11 protein-coding genes are annotated in these 18,904 nt (G+C 66.5%); all 11 read right to left on the reverse strand.

The window, feature by feature from the left end; all coding sequences use genetic code 11:
- Window positions 1-3 precede the first annotated feature (3 nt).
- The 11 genes from HNO82_RS13605 to bcsA all read right to left on the reverse strand — a co-directional run bounded on the left by HNO82_RS13605 (window position 4) and on the right by bcsA (window position 18,904).
- On the reverse strand, window positions 4-2,817 hold the full coding sequence (locus HNO82_RS13605) for an ATP-binding protein (RefSeq protein ID WP_175344085.1): 2,814 nt from the start codon (window positions 2,815-2,817) through the stop codon (window positions 4-6).
- Window positions 2,817-3,530, reverse strand: coding sequence for a DUF4194 domain-containing protein (locus HNO82_RS13610; protein WP_175344086.1), 714 nt, complete (start codon window positions 3,528-3,530; stop codon window positions 2,817-2,819). The genes HNO82_RS13605 and HNO82_RS13610 overlap by 1 nt, the downstream gene beginning before the upstream one ends.
- Window positions 3,523-4,860 carry a hypothetical protein gene (locus HNO82_RS13615; protein ID WP_175344133.1) on the reverse strand — a complete coding sequence of 446 codons (1,338 nt, stop codon included), beginning with the start codon at window positions 4,858-4,860 and terminating at the stop codon, window positions 3,523-3,525. Before HNO82_RS13615 ends, HNO82_RS13610 begins: the two co-directional genes overlap by 8 nt.
- A 191-nt stretch (window positions 4,861-5,051) precedes the next feature.
- Window positions 5,052-6,239 carry an alginate O-acetyltransferase AlgX-related protein gene (locus HNO82_RS13620; protein ID WP_249777004.1) on the reverse strand — a complete coding sequence of 396 codons (1,188 nt, stop codon included), beginning with the start codon at window positions 6,237-6,239 and terminating at the stop codon, window positions 5,052-5,054.
- Between the two features lie 7 nt (window positions 6,240-6,246).
- Window positions 6,247-7,665, reverse strand: coding sequence for an MBOAT family O-acyltransferase (locus tag HNO82_RS13625; RefSeq protein WP_175344087.1), 1,419 nt, complete (start codon window positions 7,663-7,665; stop codon window positions 6,247-6,249).
- 30 nt (window positions 7,666-7,695) lie between these two features.
- Window positions 7,696-8,364, reverse strand: coding sequence for an alginate O-acetyltransferase AlgF (locus tag HNO82_RS13630; protein WP_008326664.1), 669 nt, complete (start codon window positions 8,362-8,364; stop codon window positions 7,696-7,698).
- On the reverse strand, window positions 8,361-9,032 hold the full coding sequence (locus HNO82_RS13635; protein WP_008326661.1) for an SGNH/GDSL hydrolase family protein: 672 nt from the start codon (window positions 9,030-9,032) through the stop codon (window positions 8,361-8,363). The genes HNO82_RS13630 and HNO82_RS13635 overlap by 4 nt, the downstream gene beginning before the upstream one ends.
- 33 nt (window positions 9,033-9,065) lie before the next feature.
- Complete coding sequence (locus HNO82_RS13640) at window positions 9,066-13,106, reverse strand: cellulose biosynthesis protein BcsC (RefSeq protein ID WP_175344088.1); 4,041 nt, start codon at window positions 13,104-13,106, stop codon at window positions 9,066-9,068.
- Window positions 13,082-14,305 carry a cellulose synthase complex periplasmic endoglucanase BcsZ gene (gene bcsZ, locus HNO82_RS13645; RefSeq protein ID WP_175344089.1) on the reverse strand — a complete coding sequence of 408 codons (1,224 nt, stop codon included), beginning with the start codon at window positions 14,303-14,305 and terminating at the stop codon, window positions 13,082-13,084. The genes HNO82_RS13640 and bcsZ overlap by 25 nt, the downstream gene beginning before the upstream one ends.
- A complete protein-coding gene (bcsB, locus tag HNO82_RS13650) occupies window positions 14,298-16,610 on the reverse strand; it encodes a cellulose biosynthesis cyclic di-GMP-binding regulatory protein BcsB (RefSeq protein ID WP_175344090.1) in 2,313 nt (770 codons plus the stop codon). Before bcsB ends, bcsZ begins: the two co-directional genes overlap by 8 nt.
- Complete coding sequence (bcsA, locus tag HNO82_RS13655; RefSeq protein ID WP_249777005.1) at window positions 16,610-18,904, reverse strand: UDP-forming cellulose synthase catalytic subunit; 2,295 nt, start codon at window positions 18,902-18,904, stop codon at window positions 16,610-16,612. The genes bcsB and bcsA overlap by 1 nt, the downstream gene beginning before the upstream one ends.

The raw sequence follows: 18,904 nt of genomic DNA on the forward strand, positions 1-18,904 counted from the left end.
CTCTTACGCATCCAACCGCAAGCGCCGCTGCAACACGCCAATGGGCGGCGCCCAGCGCGCCTCGCGCGGTTTCTTCGACGTGACCAGCGTGATATCGGCCGGCTCGAAGACTTCGACGTTGTGCGTGATCGGCGTGGTGAGCACGTATTGCGCACGGGTCGATTTGAGGAAGTTGCCGACCAGCTGGATGTTGCGCACGTCCAGGTGGGCGAAGGGTTCGTCGATGAAGACGAAACCACCCGGCATGTCGTCGTCCTTCAACAAGCCCACCAGAAGGATCAGCGACTTGATGACCTGCTGGCCACCCGAGGCTTCACCGTCGTTCAGGCCGATCTCGCCCTTGCCGTCGAAGTTGAAACTGACCTTCAGTTCGGCCTGGCGCAGGATGGTGTCGTCATTGTCCAGATGCGGCAGGTCGGCGCTGACCACCACCCCGGCCAGCGCGCCCAGGTCGACGATGTTCTTGCGATAGCGACGCACGGTGGCGCGCAGCACGTCGATGTAGCGTTCGCGGGCATTGCCCACGGCTTCCTCGGCCTGGTGATTGCTGATCTTGCGCGCATCCAGTTCATTGCGCTGGTTGCCCACCGTGCCCTGCATGATGAGGTGCTTGTCCTCGACCGTACCGTCCTTCTCCCACTGGCCGCTCTCCAGTTCGTTCTCCACCGAAGCCATGCGCAACTCGGCCTGCTTGGCGTTGGTGTATTTCTCGTACAAAGCCTGCACCGTCGCCGCGACAATCCAGTGCGCCGGGAAGCGGCTCTTCTGTGCGCGCGAGGCCAGCGCACGTGCGCGCTGCTCATCGTGACGTGCACGCCATTCACGCTCCTGCCCGGCAAGATCCCCTTCGCTGTCGCGCAGGCGGCGTTGCAGGGCATCGAGCTTGCCATCGAGGATGGTGCGCTGTTCGATGGCCTCGGCGTGCCGGGCATCCAGCTGACCCCAACGTTCACTGGCAGCCACCCGCGCCTGACGCAGGGCCGGCAACTGGCGGCGTGCCTGTTCGAATTCTTCACTTCGCTTCGCCAGCGCCTCTGCGGCGAGGTGGCCCTCGGTGGCTTTCTTGGCGGCGTCGAGCTGGCGCTTGATGTCGCTCTGCTTCAGGACCACGTCCGTCAATTGCTCGTCCAGCGTGGCCAGGCGTTTCTGGATGGAGGTCTGACGCGCCGCCAGTGCCGCCGCGCCGAACTGGTAGTCGCCCGGGTCGCGCCACACGCTGCGCCCGCCGCGGCCATCGCGCCAGTAGGCTTGCGGCGTGATCCATTCGCCGCCGTTGCGCGCACCTTCCACGGTATCGGCCACGCGGCGGATCTGCGCCAGCTGGCGCAGCAGCCAGGACGGTGCCTTGGCCGAGAAACGCAGCACCGCCAGGAGACTCTCTGCCGGCGGCTGCGCGCTGGCCGTGGCGGCGTCGGCTACGACGTAGTGACGATAGCGCTCGCGCTCGGCCAGGGCCATGGCGGCAGCTTCATCCTTGGGATCGTCCAGCACCACTACCCAGCACGAGGCGCGCAAGACGCCTTCGGCTGCGGCACGCCAGTGGTCGTCGGCAATCTCGATCACGTCGGCCAGCAGATGATGGGCGATACCGGCCTGACGCAAGGCCCGTGTGAACTGCTGCACGTCGTTCGGGCGCGGGGCCTGGCGTTGTCCGGTCAGGCGCTCCAGCGCGCCGCTGGCGTCCTTGCGCTGCTGCTCCAGATCGCGCCAGCGGTCGTGCAGCGTGTTCTTCTGCTGTTCCAGTTCATCCACGCGCGCCAGCAGTTGCGTGGCATCACCTTCCACGGCAGACAGGGCCAGCAGTTCATCGGCCTGCTTGACCAGTTCTTCCACGGGTTTTTCGGCGTCGCGCGCCTTTTGCTGGGCCTGCTGGGCATCGGCCTTGTCGCGCTCCAGCGTGGCGACCTTCTCGCGCGCAGCCTGTTGCTGTGTCAGCAGCGAGGACAGCAGCAGGGTGTCACTGCTGCGCTGGCGGCGCAGATGATGGTGGTGCAGGCGCTGGCGATGCAGTTCGCGCAGGCGCGTGGCCGTGCCCTGCCGCTCCTCGTGCCAGCGCAATACCGGAATGACTTCGGTGGACAGCATCTCGCGTTCGCGCAGCTTGCCCTGGTATTGGCGATACAGGGTCACGCGGCTGTCCAGCTGTGCCAGTTGCGCTTCGCTGTAGGCCAGTTCCTGTTCGGCCAGCGTGACCTCGGCGGCCAGGTCGCGTTGATGGCGACGGGCTTCTTCGTAGCGGTCCAGCACTTCCTGGTCACCAAAGACTTCAAAGACCAGGCGCAATAATTCCTTGGGAGAGAATTCGCACAGGCGGTCGGTCTGGCCCTGCTCCAGCGCCAGCACGCGGGCAATCGCGCGCGACAGGCCGGCTCCTTCCAGACGCTTGCGCCAGTGGTCCAGGCCCAGCCAATCCTTCTCGGGCAATTGCGCCAGGGTTTCGATGGCGACGTCGCCATCGCTCATGCAGTAGCGACGCTGCCAGTCGCCGCCGTTGCGTTCGATGCGGCAGGCCAGCGTGACCTGGTCCGCATAGAGCAGGTTGCGCGCGAACGGGCGGGTCGAGCTCTGGCGGCCATGCGGGCGGTTGTCCACCGTCGCGCGCAGCCAGGTGGTATCGGCATTGGCGTGGCGGGCATAGGTCTTGTAGCTGCGCCCGCCCGAGCAATCCAGGCCCAGCAGGGTGCGCATGGCATCGAGCAGCGTGGTCTTGCCGGACCCGTTGGGCCCGGCGATGGTGATGATGGAACCGTCCAGGGGCAGCGTCAGGCGCTGGCAATAATCCCACTGCAACAGTTCCAGCGATTGCAGGTGGAACATCAGGCGTCTCCCTCTTCGGATGATTCATCGGCAGCATCGGCCTCGGCCTGCGCGGCACCACTCTCGTCGCGCACCGTGGCGCGGGCCAGCACGTCGCCTAAGGCACCGTCAAGAATGCGTGGGGCCAGGGCATCGTAGTCCAGCAGCAGGTCCAGCAAGGGACCTTCGGCGATGTCCACGCCACGGCGCACGATGAAGCCGTGGGCTTCCAGGCGACGCAGGTTGGTGTCCATGCGCGTCTTCTTGCCGAGCTGGTTGCCGAAGTCGGCCAGCAGTGCCGTATAGGACACCACCGGGCTGACCTCGGCGGCGCTGGGCATGGGCTTTTCAGTCTGGAACATCTCGTCCTGCTGCTGGGCGTCGTCGCCGGCGGCGCGCGCCGACTGGCGCTCGCGCTTGGGCAATACGATCAGTGCCCACAGCACTACCAAGAGCGAGATGGCGTCACGCGGCAGATCGAGGTTGTTGTTGGCATTCATGCCGGCTTCGCCGAAGACGGCGGATTCGGCCGGACGCACCAGCACCACGCTGATGTGGTCGGCGTGGATGTTGTCCACCAGGCGCAGGCCGACCTGGGCCAGGCGGTCCTGCAGGGCTTGCCACAGGTCGGCATCGACCAGGGCGCGGCGCACGCGCGGGTGCTTGCGGGGCAGCCAGCGGCGCGCCAGCAGTTCGGCGGCCAACAGGCCGGCCTCGTCTAGGGTCTCACTCATTCGGTCTTTCCCGGGATGGATCTGGATGGACGGCCCCGGCGCTCATGGCGGCGACATCGGGGTCATCGACTTTATCGACACGCGGCAGGAAACCGGCTTGCCACGGCAGGCGTGCCAGGTCGCCGGTCTGCCCTTGCAGGGTGCGCGCCTGGGCGTCGCCCAGGAGCGGCAGCAGTTGCAGGCGATAGGCCGCCTTGCCGAAACTGCCGCCCAGCACCACCGTGCTCAGCGGCTGCGGTTGCAGCTCGGCGGCCTCCTCGCCTTCCGGCAGGACGCCCAGGCGCGTGAGTTGTCCAATCAGCTCGCCCAGCTCGGCGGGCATGCGCAGGGCCTCGATCTTGCCTTCCACGGCCTGGGCCGGAGGCGGCAAACCTTGCGAGCGTTGGGCATCGGGGCGGTCGCGCTCGAACTCGCCTTCGGCCACGTCCAGCAATTCATGGCCACTGACGAAGACCGGTTTTACGCCCATGGAGAGCGCCTCCCCCATCAGCGAGGACAAGTCCGCATGCGCCTGCAGCCAGCGCCGCACATCCGAACTGGTCACGCCGGTGCTGCCCAGGGTGACGCGCTGACGGTCAGCCTGTTGCAGGGCGCGGGTGAACTGGCTGGCCATGGTCAAGAGGCGCGCCTGGCCATTGCCGAGGGCGCGCGCTTCGCGCTCCAGACGGGCGTCGGCATGCTCGCTGCGGATGAGCGCAGTCAGCGCTTCACCGGCGCGGTTGACCAGTTTCAAGGCCCGCTCGAAACGCGGCTGAGCCTGGCGCAGCAGGGCTTCCGAACCGCTGGCGATGGCATCGGCGAACTGATCGTGCAGGCGCGCCAGCTGGGCATGCAGGTGACGGATCTGGCTGGCGTCAGACAGGCCCAGTGCCTGCGCACCGGCGACCTGAGAGAGCAGCGCGGCCATCTCGTCATCCTCGCCGACGGCGCGCGTGAGCGGAGCCAGCAGGGCTTGCACCTGCTGGGCGATGGGCGAGAGCTGGTAATCCTGGCCGGTGGCATCCCAGACCAGGAGGTCCAGGTCGCGCAGGCGCTTCAAGGCCGCTTCCATGGCCTCGGGCTTCAAGGCATAGAAGAGCTGGTTCAGGTCCTCGCGCTGCAGGCGGCCCTGCGGCTGCGCCGCCAGTTCGAGGAACATCCAGATGCGCAGGCGCGCCGCCGCCTGGCCGCCGGAGACCAGGCCGCGCAGCGCGTCCAGCACGTCCAGCCGCTGGCCCAGGCCCCAGGCCAGGGGCGCTTCGGCGGCTTGCGAAGGATCGCGGAAGTAGCTCTCGAAGGAGCCGGATTCATGCTCGTCCGCAAGGGGAGCGGGGTCGAATTCTTCTGTCAATTTGTCGTGGCGGTTGACCAGGCACAAGCCTGGGTCCTGGCCCGGTCAGTGGGCGGACCGGCAAGTTTAGCAGGCCCGCGGGGCAGCCTCCAGCAAAGCGGACGATGGGGCAACGGAAAATGCAGCGGAAAGGAAATGATTTATTGCATTAACGCAACATTAATGCCCGTAGTGACAGCATTAAGCCAGGCTTAATGCTGGCTCACGGGGCCAGGTGCCAGGGTGATGGGCTCATAGGGCGTCTGCAGGTCACGCTCGGGGATTTCCCATAGCACCAGCTTGGGCGGGGTCTGGGTAAAGGCCGGGTTGGCGAAGTACTCGCGGGCGCTGCCGGAGAACTTGCCGCCATCCCTGGCGAAGCTGCCGATCTTCGCGCCCAGGGCTTGCTGCAGGAAGCCCAGGAAGTTGGAATTGCGCGAGAAGGAGGTGCCGATCAAGGCCACGTTGGGCAGTTGGCTGTCGCCCAGCAGGTCGTCGAGATCATCGCCGCCCTTGGTGGCAGCGCCCTGCCCGGCCCCTGCACCGGGCACTTCCGTGAAGACCGTGGCGGCCACGCTTTCCGGGGTCGGTTGCCAGCGCAGCGGCAGCCAGTCCAGACCGGCCAGATGCACCAGGTCACCCGGACGACGCGCCATGGGGCCGGGCTGGGCGGAGTAGGCTTGCTCGGGCGTGGCATGGAAACCGGATGCGACGATGCGCGCGGCAATCACCTGGGCCGCCGCGCGGGCACCGGCCTCGTTCCAGTGGGTATCGGTATGCAAATAGGCCGCCGTTCCCAGCGGCGCCAGCGTGGCGGCCAGATCGATGGCGCTCACGCCGGCCTGCTGCAGACCGGCCACCCAGAGCGCTGCGCGGGTATTCAATTCGGGGGGGCGCGTCAGGCCACACAAGGCATTGGCGGCAATGCGACTCTTGTCCGGCACCACTGCCACCAGCAGCCCGATGCCACGACGCGCCAGCGCCTGGCGGATCGCCAGCACGGCGGCGCGCTTGGCCTGGGCATTGGCCTGGGCGTGGTGATTGACCTGCAATTCTTCGGCCAGGAACAGCCAGCCGGGACAGCCCACCCGCACGCGCGGGCCGGTATCGCCCAGCAGCAACCAGCTGCCGGCACGTTCCAGTCTGGCGGCCTGGTCAGGCAGCCAGGCATTGGAGAGCTGCTTGGCCAGCAGATGCGTGAGCTCGCCGTGCAAGGCATCCTCGCGCGTCCAGCGGGCAGGCAGCCAGTCGATCTTGCCGGCATACACCAGCCAGCCGCAGGAGAGCAATCCGGCACACAGCACGGCGGCCAGCGCGCTACCGGCCCAGCGGCTGGCCCGGCGCGCCATGGCGCTGGGCTCAGGGGGCGTATGCGCAGCGGAAACGGGAGGCGTGCTCATCGTGGACTCAGAACTGGAAATAAAGGAAAGGAACGGTCTCGCGGCTGGCGATCAGTGCGAAGGAGAGCAGGAAGGCCGCAATCGGCCACAGCTGCACGAACCAGAGATAGAGCGCGCGCCTGCCCCAGCGTGCCTCCAGCGCCGACTGCCACAGCGGTGCCACGATCCAGAACAGGCCCAGCAGTACAGCCAGCGCCTGTACCGGACGCAGCATCACGGCCAGCGCATCGCTCAGGCCATGTCCATGCAGGCCGAACTGGCCCGCATACATGGCCAGGGCGGTGTCGAAATCGGGGGCGCGGAACAGAGTCCAGGCCAGGCACACGAACAGCAGCGTGAGCGCATGGCCCAGCCAGGAGGGGATGGCCGGCAGCGACGAGCGCGACCAGGCGCGATCGATGCACAGCGCCACACCGTGGGCCGAGCCCCACAGCAGGTAGTTCCAGCTGTCGCCACCGTGCCAGAGTCCGGCGATGGCCATGGTCAGGAACAGGTTGCGATAGGTCTTCCAGACCCCGTGGCGGTTGCCGCCCAGGCCGATGTAGAGATAATCGCGCAGCCAGCTGGAGAGCGAGATGTGCCAGCGCCGCCAGAAATCCTGGATGCTGCCGGCCAGATAAGGATGGTTGAAGTTTTCGGGAAAGTGGAAGCCCAGCATCAGGCCCAGGCCGATGGCCATGGCGCTGTAACCGGAGAAATCGAAGAACAGCTGCATCGAATACGCCAGGCAGCCGATCCAGGCATCCACCAGCGCCGGATGTTCCAGGTGGAAGGCGGCATCGACCAGCGGCGAGAGGGTATCGGCCACCAGCACCTTCATGGCCATGCCGACCATGAAGCGGCGCGCACCCAGGGAGAAATTCTCCCGGTTGAACCAGCGCTGGCGCAACTCGCGCTGTACCCAGTCATAACGGATGATGGGTCCGGCAATGGAGTGCCCGAACATGGAAATGTAGGTGGCGTAATTGATGAAGCTGCGCTCCACCGCCACCGTGCGGCGCTGCACGTCCACCAGGTAGGAGATGGCCTGCAGCACGATGAAGGACAGTCCGGCCGGCAGCGCCACCTTCTGCCAGGCCAGCGGCAGGGCACCGTAATGCTGCATCACCTCGCTCAGGGTGGCGGCGACGATGTTGGCGTACTTGTACCAGACCAGCACGGCCGTATTGAAGACCACCAGAGCGATCAGCAGCACGGGACGGCGCTGGCCGCCCTGCTCCCGGGCCCGATCGACGCACAGCCCGCCGACCCAGGCCACGATGGTCAGCACCACGTGCAGCGACAGGAACAGCGGGCTCAGCCAGCCGTAGAACAGCCAGCTGCCCGCCAGCAGCACGCCATTGCGTGCGCGCTGCGGCGCCAGTGCATAGACCAGCAGGAACAGCGGCAGGAACAGCGTGAGGAATTCAAGCGAGGCAAAGACCATGGCGTGGCGCAGTCAACGTCGATGAATCACTCAATTGGCCAGCTTGTCGGTGGTCGCCAGCAATCGCGGACCACTGGCCGAGGGCAGCAGCAGCACGCTGTAGCGCTCGCCCGCCTTGAGCTCGCCCAGATCCAGGGCAGGACCGGTGTTGCTGCCGCCGCAGACCAGTTGCACCGCAAGCTTGACCGGATTGATGGAGCGCCGCTGCAGGCTGCCTTGCGCCACGCCCTTGAACAGGTCGGCAGTACGGCCAGCCGGACGCAATGCGGCACCGCTGCAGGAGGCGTCGAGGTTGAAGAAGGCCAGCGAGGCCTTGAGGCCATTGAAGTCATCCGGATTGTCCTGGACCGTCACCTGGCGGATGCCCTTGGCGTCAGGCAGCACCACCACGGTGGCGAACTCGCCCGGCTTGGCTTGCACGCCCAGCTCGAGGCTCCTGGCACCGACGGTGAGCGTGCCCTTGATGGTGGACTTGGCCTGCACCGGGAAGAACGACGAGACCGGCTTGGCGGCCTCCAGCTTCAAGGGCGGCTGGCCCTTGCGGGCCACCACTTGCAGCGGCTCGCTGGTGGCGTTGATGAAGCGGATGAAGGCGGCATCCTCGGCCGGGCCGGTCGGATACAAGGGAATATCGGCTGCCATCGCTACGCCGCAGCCCAGCAGGGCGATGCTGGCCGCCAGTACGCGCAGCGCGCTCATTTCTTGCCGCCCTTGGCACTCACGGCAGCGGCCGGCAGCTTGCCCAGCGCATCGCCGATGGCTGCGCCCCAGGACTTGTAGCCGGCCACGGTGAAGTGCTGGCCATCGGTGGTGATCCACTGGCCGGGCTTGGACATGGTCAGCGAATCGATGTAGGTGCAGGGCGCCACGTTGGCCGCCAGGAAGCGCGACATCAGTTCGGTACGCGCATCGTTCTTGTGGTACATGCCGCCGGCCTTGCCCCAGGCCGGGCCGACCCAGGCGCACTTGGTGCCGGTGGCGGCGATGGCCTTGGTCAGGCTGGTCACGCTTTGCCAGGCCCAGGCCTTGGGGAAGTCGGGCTTGTCGTAGGAGGCCATGGTGTCGCCGATGACCAGCACGACCAGGTCCGGCTTGTCCTTGGCGATGAGCTCGGTGATGGGCGTGGTGGTGGCATCGCGCCCCTTGATCTGGATCTTGCCGTTGTCGATCTGCTCGGCGCCGCAATCGACCTTCTTGGTGGTCAGCCAGTCGCCGGCGCTGGCGCCGCAGGCGCCGATGGAATGGACCTTGGCGCCCATCTGGACCAGCTTGGCGTTGAGGGGTTCGGTGAGGTGGTCGGCCAGGCTCATGTGGCTTTCGCCCAGGACCAGGATACTCAGACCAGCGAGGATGGATGCAGCTGCCATGGCGATCTCTCTATCAAAAAGTGTTCAGTCAAATCAGTTGGAATACGGCGAACGATACGGGCTGACCGGCAAGGTCAGGAAACTGCCCTGCATGTCCTCCAGGGTATAACGCAGGTACATGGCGACATTGAGTTCGCGGAAGTCGCTCGAATTGTTCAGGCGCAGCGTGCCGCCCACGAACAGGCGCGGCGCGAAGCGGTATTCGCCGCTGCCTTCCAGGCTGTAGCCGATGCCGGTCTTGGTCTGCTGGGCGTAGCTCTTGCCGCTGGCCGCTTGCAGGGCGGCATCGGTGGGGAAGTAATCGGCACCATCCTGGCGGAAGTACTGCACCCCAGCCGAGCCCTTGAGCTGGAAGCTGAAGCGGTCGGTGCGCTTGGCCCAGGTCACCGGCACGCCCAGTCCCAGGTAGGCTTGCGGACTGAAGTAACCGCCGTGACCATAGGTGTAGAAGTTCTGGTTGTTGGCGTAGCTGATGAGGGTGGCCGAGACGCCTGCCGTCATCTTCTCGTCGTTGCCGTTGGTCAGGTACTGGTAGGCGCCGCCGCCCAGTTCCACGCGCGTGTTCGATTCCACGTTGTGGCCCTGCAGGCTGTGCAGGGCGCCATAGGCGTAGACGCCGGTGCGGGCATCGTCCGAACTCATCTCGGCACGTCCGCCGTTGGCGGTCACGCCGCCCCAGGAGCGGCCCACGCGCGTATCGGTGCTGCCGGCAAAGGACGTGATGCTGTCATTGACGGCACGCCGCGAGACCGTCACGCCGAAACGGTTGGTGCTGCTGCCGCCCAGCGGCTGCTCCACACTGACGCCACCGACCACGTTGGAATACTTGAAACCGCTGGGCGTGGTGCCGATGTCGGCCTTGATGCCATCGTCGGGACGCTCATAGGCCACCGCCACGCCTACCCCGCTGGCGCTCTGCTTGCCCACTCCGGTAGCACTGGAGCCGCCGCCGCCAAAGCGGCTGGCCGCCTCATCGGTCATGGCGCCGGCATCCAGCGAGACCGGGGTCACGCGCACGGCCACGCGGCCGTTACCGACGGGCATGTTGGCCTCCAGCGGGGCTTCGATGTCGTTGATGCGGCTCAGACCGGATTCGCTGGCATTGCCGCGCACCACCACGCCTTGCGTGACGTAGGGACTGCGGGCCTGCAGGATGTCGTTGAGTGCACGCTGTGCCGGGCTCAGGTTGTCAGTGGGCTGGTCGCCCTGCCCCTGCAGTGCCAGCAAAGCGCGCTGGGCTGCACTGGCCGCGCCGGGCAAGGCGGTGCCAGTGGCCGCGGCTTGCACCGGCGGCTGTGCGTAGCCGCGCATCGCGGCAGGCTGGGTGGTCTGGGCCATCTGGGCCGGTGCTGCATTGCTGAACACCGGACCGAGCGTCTGGCCATAGGCCACCGCCGGCGCTGCCGTGGACGTGCTGGCGCGCGCCGCTGCGGGAGTGGGCAGTACATCGCTGGCAGCCGGGGCTGCAGCCGCCATCATGGCCGGGCGCAGCAGGGTTTCCGCCGGCGGCGGAATGGCAGCCACGTTCTCGTTGCCCGGCAGAGTGCGTCGGGTACGGAAGGGATTGACAGCCGGGTCGAAGCCATTGCCGCGCGCGGCCAGGGTGCGCTGGCGCGCGCCGTTTTCGATGGCCACCGCCCGGCGCAACAGCGCCGTGGCTTCACCGACCTTGCCCAGCGCCCGATAGATGCGCGCGGCTTCGGTCAGCGTGGCGGGGTCGGTGCTGTCGAGCTTGCCGACCTGCTCCAGCAGACTGATCGCATAGTCGTTCTCGCGCGCCTGCATGGCTGTATCCGCCGCGCCCAGCAAGACATTGACGTCGCGCGGATTGCGCGCGGCCAGCGGCTTGTAGAGCGCCAGGGCACGGGCGTTGTCGCCGGCGGCATTGAACATGCGGGCCAGCGCCGAGACGGCACCGACATCGCTGGGGCGCTGCGAGAGGGCCGGGGCCAGCGTGTCGTAGGCTGCGGCCAGGTCGCCGCCCTCGCGCAGGCGTTCGGCCTGGCGCACACGGTACAGGAAGCGCAGGTCGTCGTATTGCTTGCGGGTGGCCACGTCCATGTTCTGGTTCTGCAAGGCCGTCAGTACGCCGTAGACCTGGGCATCCTCACCGGCCTTGAGCAGAACCGAGGCGTATTGCAGGCGGGTGCCGATGGTCGGCGTGGCCGGTGGCGCGATGAGCGGCTGCATCAGCGCCAGCGCGCGCGGGGTGTCACCGGCATCGACATAGGCCGAGGCCAGCGTGCCGGTACGTTCGGCATTGCCGGCTGCATCGGGCTGCACGCGGTCCAGCAGGGCCAGGGCTTCCTGACGCTGACCGGTCTTGACCAGCTCGGTGGCATGGCCGACCTGGATGGTCAGCGTGACCTGGCGCATCAGCTCGGTCATGGCGGCGGTGCGACGGGCCTCGGGGATGCGCCTCAGCGTGTCCTGCGCATCTTGCCACTGCGCCATCTCCACCGAGAGCAAGGCACTGGCGTAGAGCGCATCGACGTTGTCGCGATGCGCGCGGGTGAAGTCGTCGATGGTCACGCGTGCCTGGCGCGACTGACCGGACTTGACATAGAGGCGCGCCAGATCGAAGGTGGTCCAGACATTGTCGGGGTCGTTGCGTACGGCTTCGCGCATGGCCTCCAGGGCGGCATTGAGGTCTCCGCGCTGTTCGGCCAGGTTGGCCTGCTGAGTGGCGCGCAGGGCGCGCAGGCGGCCCTGGTCGCCGAACTCGGCCTGCTGCTGCGGGGTGAGCTTGTCGAGCAGGCGCAGCGCTTCGTCGGCACGGCCGCTTTGCGAGAGCACGTTGACCAGCCCGCGAATGGCGCCCACCTGGGCCGGCTGCACCGCCAGCACCTGGCGATAATGGCCGGCGGCAGCCTCCAGTCGGCCGGCCGTGGCTTCGATGTCGGCAATGGCCACCAGGCCGTCGGTATTGTTCGGATCCAGGCGCAGGGCCTGGGTCAGTGCATCTTGCGCCTGGGCGCTCTGGCCGCGTGCCTGCCAGTCGCGGCCGCGCTGGATCAGCAACCAGTAGCGCACGCTCTGCAGCGCCTTCTTCCAGCCGCTGCCGCCCCTGGCGACGGCGCGCGCGAGCAGCGGTTCGGCCTCGGCCAGGCGGTTCTGCTGCTGACGCACCACGCCCAGGCCGCCGAGCGCATCGGCTTCATCGGGATGGGTGGAAAGACGCTCCTGGAAGGCTTTTTCGGCTTCCTGCAGATCCCCCTTCTCGAGCGCCTGCAAGCCGCGCGAGAGCACCGTGGGCGTCTGCGCGGCGGCCACCTGCGCCCGGCCCTTGGCCAGCAGATCACGGATGTCCTTGTCGTCCGGATGCACCTTGAGGAAGTCCTCGAACAGCGGCACCTGCGCCGGTGTCGGCGGCCCCAGCCAGGTCAGTGCCAGACGCCAGCTTTCATCGGCATCACCGGCGATGTCCACCTGCTTGGTCAGGCGCGAAAGTACGCGGATGCCTTCCACCCGGGTGTCTTCATGGCGCGCCAGCTGCTTGCCGTAGAACAGGGCCAGGATGCTGTCGCCCGGTGTCTCGCGCAACAGGCGTTCCATGCCCTTGCGTGCCTCCGGCCAGCTGGCATCGTTGAAGGCCAGGTTGTTGTAATACTCGCGGCCCACCGACCCCGAAGGGGTGAGGCCGTTGAACATCTTGCGGAAGGTATCGGTGGCGCGGTCACGCTCGCCGGCATCGACCAGGCGCCGCGCTTCGGCCAGCAGGGCCTGGTTTTCCGGGCGCGCCAGGGCGATGTCCTGCGCCAGCTGGCGGGCCTGCCAGGGCTGGGGCGAGAGTGCCTGCAGGCGTTCCAGATAGTCGTTGGCCTGCTGTGGTCGGTTCTGCTTGACGCCGATCAGACCCATGCCGTACAGCGCATTGACCTGGGACTTGTCCAGCTGCAGCACCTTCTGCCACACCTCGGCGGCGCGCTGGTTGTTGTTGCGCGCCTGCCAGTACTGGCCCTGCTCCACCAACTGGGCCTCGATCTCCGCGGACTCGGCCAGGACCGGTGCGGCATGGGCCCCCAGCAGCGCGGTCAGCACTCCGATGGCTAGCGTGGTACGGCGCGTGCGCATGACTTCTCCCAGGACAGATTGAGTGTTCCGTCATCGCGGAACTGGTATCGCTTCTCGGCCCATCCGATTCCGAACAGGCCCAGCATGACGTTGTAGTAAAGGATTTCAGGTTGCGCGCTGGGTTGCGCCAGTCCGCTTTCCAGTTGCTGTGCGGCGCGCGCCTGCCATTGCGCGGCCAGGGTGGTTTCCCCCTTGGCCTGCAGGTAGGGGACCAGGGCCGCGCCAAACCCGAAGGGCCCCTGGCCTTCGGCCACGCCGGTGGTCACGGCCACCTTCTCGGGCGCAGCGCCGGTGGCGAGGATGCGTTGGCGCATGCCGTCCAGTGCGGCCAGCAGCGCGGCGGCATCGGGGTCGCGCGGCGAGGTCATGCCGGCCCACAGGTAGACACGAATGGCGTCATAGCTGCCCAGCTCGCCCTTGGCCGGATCGACCATGAACTGACCAGCCTGTACCGCCGTCATCTTGTAGCCGACCCAATCGGCCACGAAACCCTTGGGGCTGGTGGCCTCGATCATGCGCACGGTATTGCTGGCGATCTGCTGCCAGGGCCCCTTGGGGCGCTCCTTGTGCAGTCGGCGCAGCAGCGGCAGCGGCAGATAGCTGGGATTGAGCGTCCAGACCTGGTTGTGCTGGTTGAAGCCCTGCGGTCCCGGCAACACCATCTTGCCCAGGCCCGGCAGGTCCACCACCAGGCGCGCTTCGATGCTGTCGAGCAGGCGCCGGGCATCGCTGCGGTAGGTCGGGCGCTGCCACAGGCGTGCGCCTTCCAGCAGGGCGTAGACGATCCACAGGTCGGCATCGGAAGCCGAATTGGCATCCTGCAATTGCCACCTGCCATCGGCGCCCTGCCCCCACAGCCAGCCCGGCAGGCGGTTGGCGGCATCGGCGCCCATCATGTTGTCGCGGGTCCAGCTCCAGATCTGCTCGAAGCGTTGTGCATCGTTGGCGATCAGCGCCAGCAACAGATTGTAGGACTGACCTTCGGAGGTGGTGTGATTGGGCAGCAGGCTGGAATGCAGGACCCGTCCATCGGGCTGCACGTGGCCGCTGGCCCAGGCTTGCCAGGCCGGCCAGTCCGTGACTGCACACGCGGAGGACGCGGGTGCGGCCTCAACCACGCCGGCTACGCCACCGAGCGCCAGCGCGGCCATGGCCTTGACCAGGCTGCGGCGTCGAAATTGAAACGACAGCTCAGGCATTGAGACGCTTTCTCGCCTTGGCGCGCAGGGTCAGGTAGGCCAGGCCGCCGAGCATCAGGATGCCACCGGCAATGAGCACGAACATGGCCAGGACGTGGCGCGACAGCCACCAGCGCAGCATGCGCAGCGGTGACATGCTGCCCGTGAAATACTGTTCTTCAGCCAGCAGCGGATCGATGGTGGTGCCGCGCACGGCCACCAGGCTGCCCTGGATGGTCTCGGCTTCGGGATCCTTGCTGGCCATGGCCGCGAGGATCTGGTCCAGGCCCGTGGCGTCGCCACCGGCCAGCACCACGACGCTGCGACCACTGTCGAGCGGTGACTCGAAACCGGTCAGATAAGAGGTCGGTTCGCCGCCCGTGAAGGCCAGTGCCAGGCGCGCACGGCGCTTGGCCTGGTCATCGTCGTCGAGCTTGAGCCAGCTGCGTACGCGCAGGGCGAAATCACCCACATCGAAGCGCTGCTTGTCCCCCGTCACCGCCGCCGGCAGATGATCGGCCCACTGCTTGAGCAATGGCTGGTTCTGGCCCGAGGCCAGTACCAGCAGGTCGCGCGAGGCGACCTTGTCGACCTGGGCGGCCTGGGTCACCACCACGCCCGTGGCGGGGTATCCGGTGGCACTGCCGAAGCGGCCCAGCAGCGTCAGGTAGGCAGCGAGATCGTCGGTGCTGGCATTGTCGGGCAACACCACGGCCGACTCCGAGAGATCGGCCATGCGCGTGAAGGGGAAACCGGCATCCTTGAACACGCCCAGGTTGGGCATGGCCATGAAGTGATCGTAACCACGCAGGTCGATGGTGGAATCGGGATCGATGCTGCCGCGCACGTTGTCGATGATGATGTCCTGACATTCGCCCTGCTTGACGAAGTCATACATGTAGCGCAGTTGCAGGCGCGATTGCGGACCGGCCAGGTTCAGCGGCAGGCGCAGATCCATCTCGCGCGTGAGGGCCTCATCCTTGATCGAAGCCAGCAGGCTCTTGTCCAGCTTGTCCTTGGGCAGCAGGATGTCGGACTTGATCAGGCCATCATTGAAGCTGACCAGGAAGGACGAGTTGGTGGACTTGGGCTGGGGCGTATAGCGATAGACCAGTTTCAGCTTCGCGCCATCCTGGCGCCAGTTGGAGAGAGCCGGCGGGAAATTGAGGGGGATGGTGATCTCGCCGGGGTTGTAGCCGGACACGTTGAGGCGCTTGGGATCGATCAGTTCGGAGAGCTTGACCGCGCGATCGGTGGGCAACCAGTTGGGCGCGTCATACGGCTGGCGCGGCGCCAGCGGCTGCAGCTTGTCGATCAATGCCGAGCTGCCCGAGAGGCCCTTGCTGCCCAGCGCCAGCGCGGCGGCAGCCTGCCTGAGTTCGCCCACGTTGCGACCGGACACCACCAGCAGCTTGCCATTGGCATCATTCGGATTGGGCAGCACGGTCAGCGTCGGCCCCTTGGGGGCGGCCACCTCGAGTCCGGCCACACTGGTGGGGGCCTCGCCGGCCACCATCACCACGGCATTGCCGCGCGGCGGCAAGGCATTGATCTGCACCGGGAAACGCGCGCCGCGATAAGCGGCCAGCGCGCCGAACCAGGAAGAAAGCGTACCCGCCGCTTCCAGCGTACCGTTGTCAGGGTTCCCCGCGAAGACGAAGGGCAGACTCAGCATGCGGATGTCGCGCCGGTCGAAGAAGGGCAATGGCATCTGCGCCAGGTCATCCTTCTGCGGCAAGGGCGTGGTCTGCAGGTCCAGCGTGGAGCCATTGGCCACGCGCGCCCACAGGCTGGAATGCAGGGGATCCTCGCAGCCCATGGTGTAGTGGCCGATGAATTGCAGGCTCAGCCGATTGAATTCGGTAATGAGCTTGGGCGGGATGTCGACCTTGGCGGTCTGCATGCTGCCCGAGCCTTCCTTGGGCAGCGGGATGCTGCCGGCCACCACGTCGTTGACCATCACGTTGATCTGCGAGAGGTCCGGCAGCAAGGCCGGGGAATAGGTGTAATACAGCGTCACGTGGGCGCCGGTGGTCACCAGCGAGACCGGCACGTCGAAGTTGAGGCTGTCGGTAGCGTCCACGCCATGCAGGTTCATGGAGCCATTGCGACCCAGCTGCTTGAAGGTGAACACGTAAGGGTCGCCGGCTACCGGAACCGGTGCGGGCAGGCCGGGCGTGGCCGTGGCCGCACTCGCGGGACTGCCAGCAGAGGCCGCCAGCACCGGCAGCGGCAGGCTGCCGGCGGTCATCACCGCCGCCAGCATCAGACACAGGGAGCGTTGGCGCAACAGGGCGCGCTGCGCTTGAGGCTGCTTCGTTTTCATTATTGTTTTTCCAGAGTGTTATCCATGGCAGGTGCGGGAGCTGCCGAAGAGGCGGAGGCTGCTGCTGCCGAGGCAGGCGCGCGTGCTTCGGCGGGCCGGCGGCGCAGCTGGATCGCCAGCGCCTTGAACATTTGCCGGATACCATTCATGCCGATGCCGGCCACTTCGCGCAGGGCCTTGAGCGGGGTATCGGGACGGCTCTTGCCCCAGTTGTTGGCCCAGATGTCGGCGCGCGAAAAGGTCAGGCGCACCAGTTCGCTTTGCTGGCGCAGCGTCAGTTCGTGGAACTGCGCACCGACCATGTCGTTGCGGCTGAACACCACCACTGCCGGGAACACTTTCTCCTGATCATTGCGGAACAGCGTGACCTCGATGCGGGCATTGCGCGCGATGGTCGCCCCGGCCGGCAGGCGCAGGCCGATGCCTTTCTGCGAGAAGTCCAGCGTAGTGCCTTCGATGAGGCTGCCATCATCGCACTTGATGCGCACCGGCAGCTCGGCCGCCACGCGCGGCTCGCTGCGCACCTGGCGGGTTTCGGAGGCGACGGCCATGGCAGCACTGCTGATGATGACGTTGTAGAGCGTCCACGCCATGTTGATGAGGATGGTGGTCACGGCATTGGGGTCGCCGTGGATCAGTTGCCAGATGCCGAAGCCCAGGCCGGCCACGTTCAGCGCCAGCAGCAACATGTAGGGACGCGCCAGCTTCCAGTCGAAATGGTCGTCGGTGATGATGCCGCCCTTGTCGGTGACGTTGAAGCCGCCCAACTTGGGATTGATCAGCGCCAGCAGCACCGGCCCCAGGATGTACCAGGCCAGTACGGTCTCGTAGACCTCGTTCCAGAAGGAATGGCGGAAGCGTCCCTGGATGCGCGAGTTGGTCAGGCTGGCGTGCAGCACGTGGGGCAGCACGTAGGCCGTGATCATCAGCGCCGAGGCGTGGAAGATATGGGCACCGAAGAACAGGTAGGTCAGCGGCGCGGTCAGGAAGATCAGGCGCGGCAAGCCATAGAAGAAGTGCAGCATGGCGTTGAGATAGCACAGCCGCTGGCCCAGTCGCAGCCCGCGTCCCTTCAAGGGATTGTCCACCCGGAAGATCTGCGCCATGCCACGCGCCCAGCGCACGCGCTGGCGGATGTGGCGCGCCAGGTTCTCGGTGGCCAGGCCGGCCGCCTGGGGGATGGCGAGATAGGCGGTGTTGTAGCCGGCGCGGTTCATCTTCAGCGCCGTGTGAGCGTCCTCGGTCAGGGTCTCGGTGGCGATGCCGCCGATTTCCGTCAGGGCAGTGCGGCGCATGACGGCGCAGGAGCCGCAGAAGAAGGCGGCATTCCACAGGTCATTGCCATCCTGCACCAGACCATAGAACAACTCGCCCTCGTTGGGCACCGAGCGGAAGGTGTTGAGGTTCTTCTCGAAGGGATCGGGCGAGAAGAAGAAGTGCGGCGTCTGCAGCATGGCCAGCTTGGGGTCCTTGTAGAACCAGCCCATGCAGATCTGCAGGAAAGAACGCGTCGGCACGTGGTCGGCATCGAAGATGGCGACGAATTCGCCATCGGTGACCTTGAGCGCTTCGTTGAGATTGCCGGCCTTGGCATGCTTGTTGTTGGAACGGACCAGATAGTTCACGCCGATGTTGTCGCAGAACTCGCGGAATTGCTCACGTCGGCCATCATCGAGCACGTGCACGCGCAGCTTGTCCTGGGGCCAGTCGATGGCCTGGGCGGCGAAGATGGTCAGCGAGACGATGTCCAGCGATTCGTTGTACGAGGGAATGAAGATATCCACCGTCGGCCATTGCGAGGGCGGCATGGTCAGCATCTGCGGCTTGCGGCGCAAGGGCCAGGCAGTCTGCAGGTAACCCAGCGTCAACACCAGCAGGGAATACATTTCGGCGGCCAGCAGGCCATAGCCGAAGACGATGTCCAGCCAGCTTTCAAAGGCCAGCGTGGAGGTGATGCGCCAGTACATGTAGCGCATCGAGACGATCAGCGAGAGCGTGATCAGCACCAGTACCGGGAAGCGCCCCGACTGCTTGCGCAGCACCAGCGCGGCGACAAAGCAGCCGATGGCAAAGACGCACTGCGCGGTGAAATCCAGCGGCACCGAAATGATGAGCAGGGCCAGCAGCGTGGCAAACAGCATCACGGCCCATTGCACCAGGCGGCGCGGGCCGCGTGGCAGACCTTCGAGGCGCTCGCCGACGCGCTGTATCCATTGCTGCAGGCGATTGGCCGACGGGCGGGCCGAGGGCTCCTGTCCTGGTGGATGGGGGGACAGCGTGGCGGGGGATTTCAT

Source organism: Herbaspirillum sp. C9C3 (assembly GCF_013359625.1).
GTDB lineage: Bacteria > Pseudomonadota > Gammaproteobacteria > Burkholderiales > Burkholderiaceae_D > Herbaspirillum.

Coding starts and splice junctions, on each gene's coding strand:
- HNO82_RS13605 (WP_175344085.1), bottom strand. CDS start 2,817: ATGTTCCACCTGCAATCGCTGGAACTGTTGCAGTGGGATTATTGCCAG.
- HNO82_RS13610 (WP_175344086.1), bottom strand. CDS start 3,530: ATGAGTGAGACCCTAGACGAGGCCGGCCTGTTGGCCGCCGAACTGCTG.
- HNO82_RS13620 (WP_249777004.1), bottom strand. CDS start 6,239: ATGAGCACGCCTCCCGTTTCCGCTGCGCATACGCCCCCTGAGCCCAGC.
- HNO82_RS13625 (WP_175344087.1), bottom strand. CDS start 7,665: ATGGTCTTTGCCTCGCTTGAATTCCTCACGCTGTTCCTGCCGCTGTTC.
- HNO82_RS13630 (WP_008326664.1), bottom strand. CDS start 8,364: ATGAGCGCGCTGCGCGTACTGGCGGCCAGCATCGCCCTGCTGGGCTGC.
- HNO82_RS13635 (WP_008326661.1), bottom strand. CDS start 9,032: ATGGCAGCTGCATCCATCCTCGCTGGTCTGAGTATCCTGGTCCTGGGC.
- HNO82_RS13640 (WP_175344088.1), bottom strand. CDS start 13,106: ATGCGCACGCGCCGTACCACGCTAGCCATCGGAGTGCTGACCGCGCTG.
- bcsZ (WP_175344089.1), bottom strand. CDS start 14,305: ATGCCTGAGCTGTCGTTTCAATTTCGACGCCGCAGCCTGGTCAAGGCC.
- bcsB (WP_175344090.1), bottom strand. CDS start 16,610: ATGAAAACGAAGCAGCCTCAAGCGCAGCGCGCCCTGTTGCGCCAACGC.
- bcsA (WP_249777005.1), bottom strand. CDS start 18,904: ATGAAATCCCCCGCCACGCTGTCCCCCCATCCACCAGGACAGGAGCCC.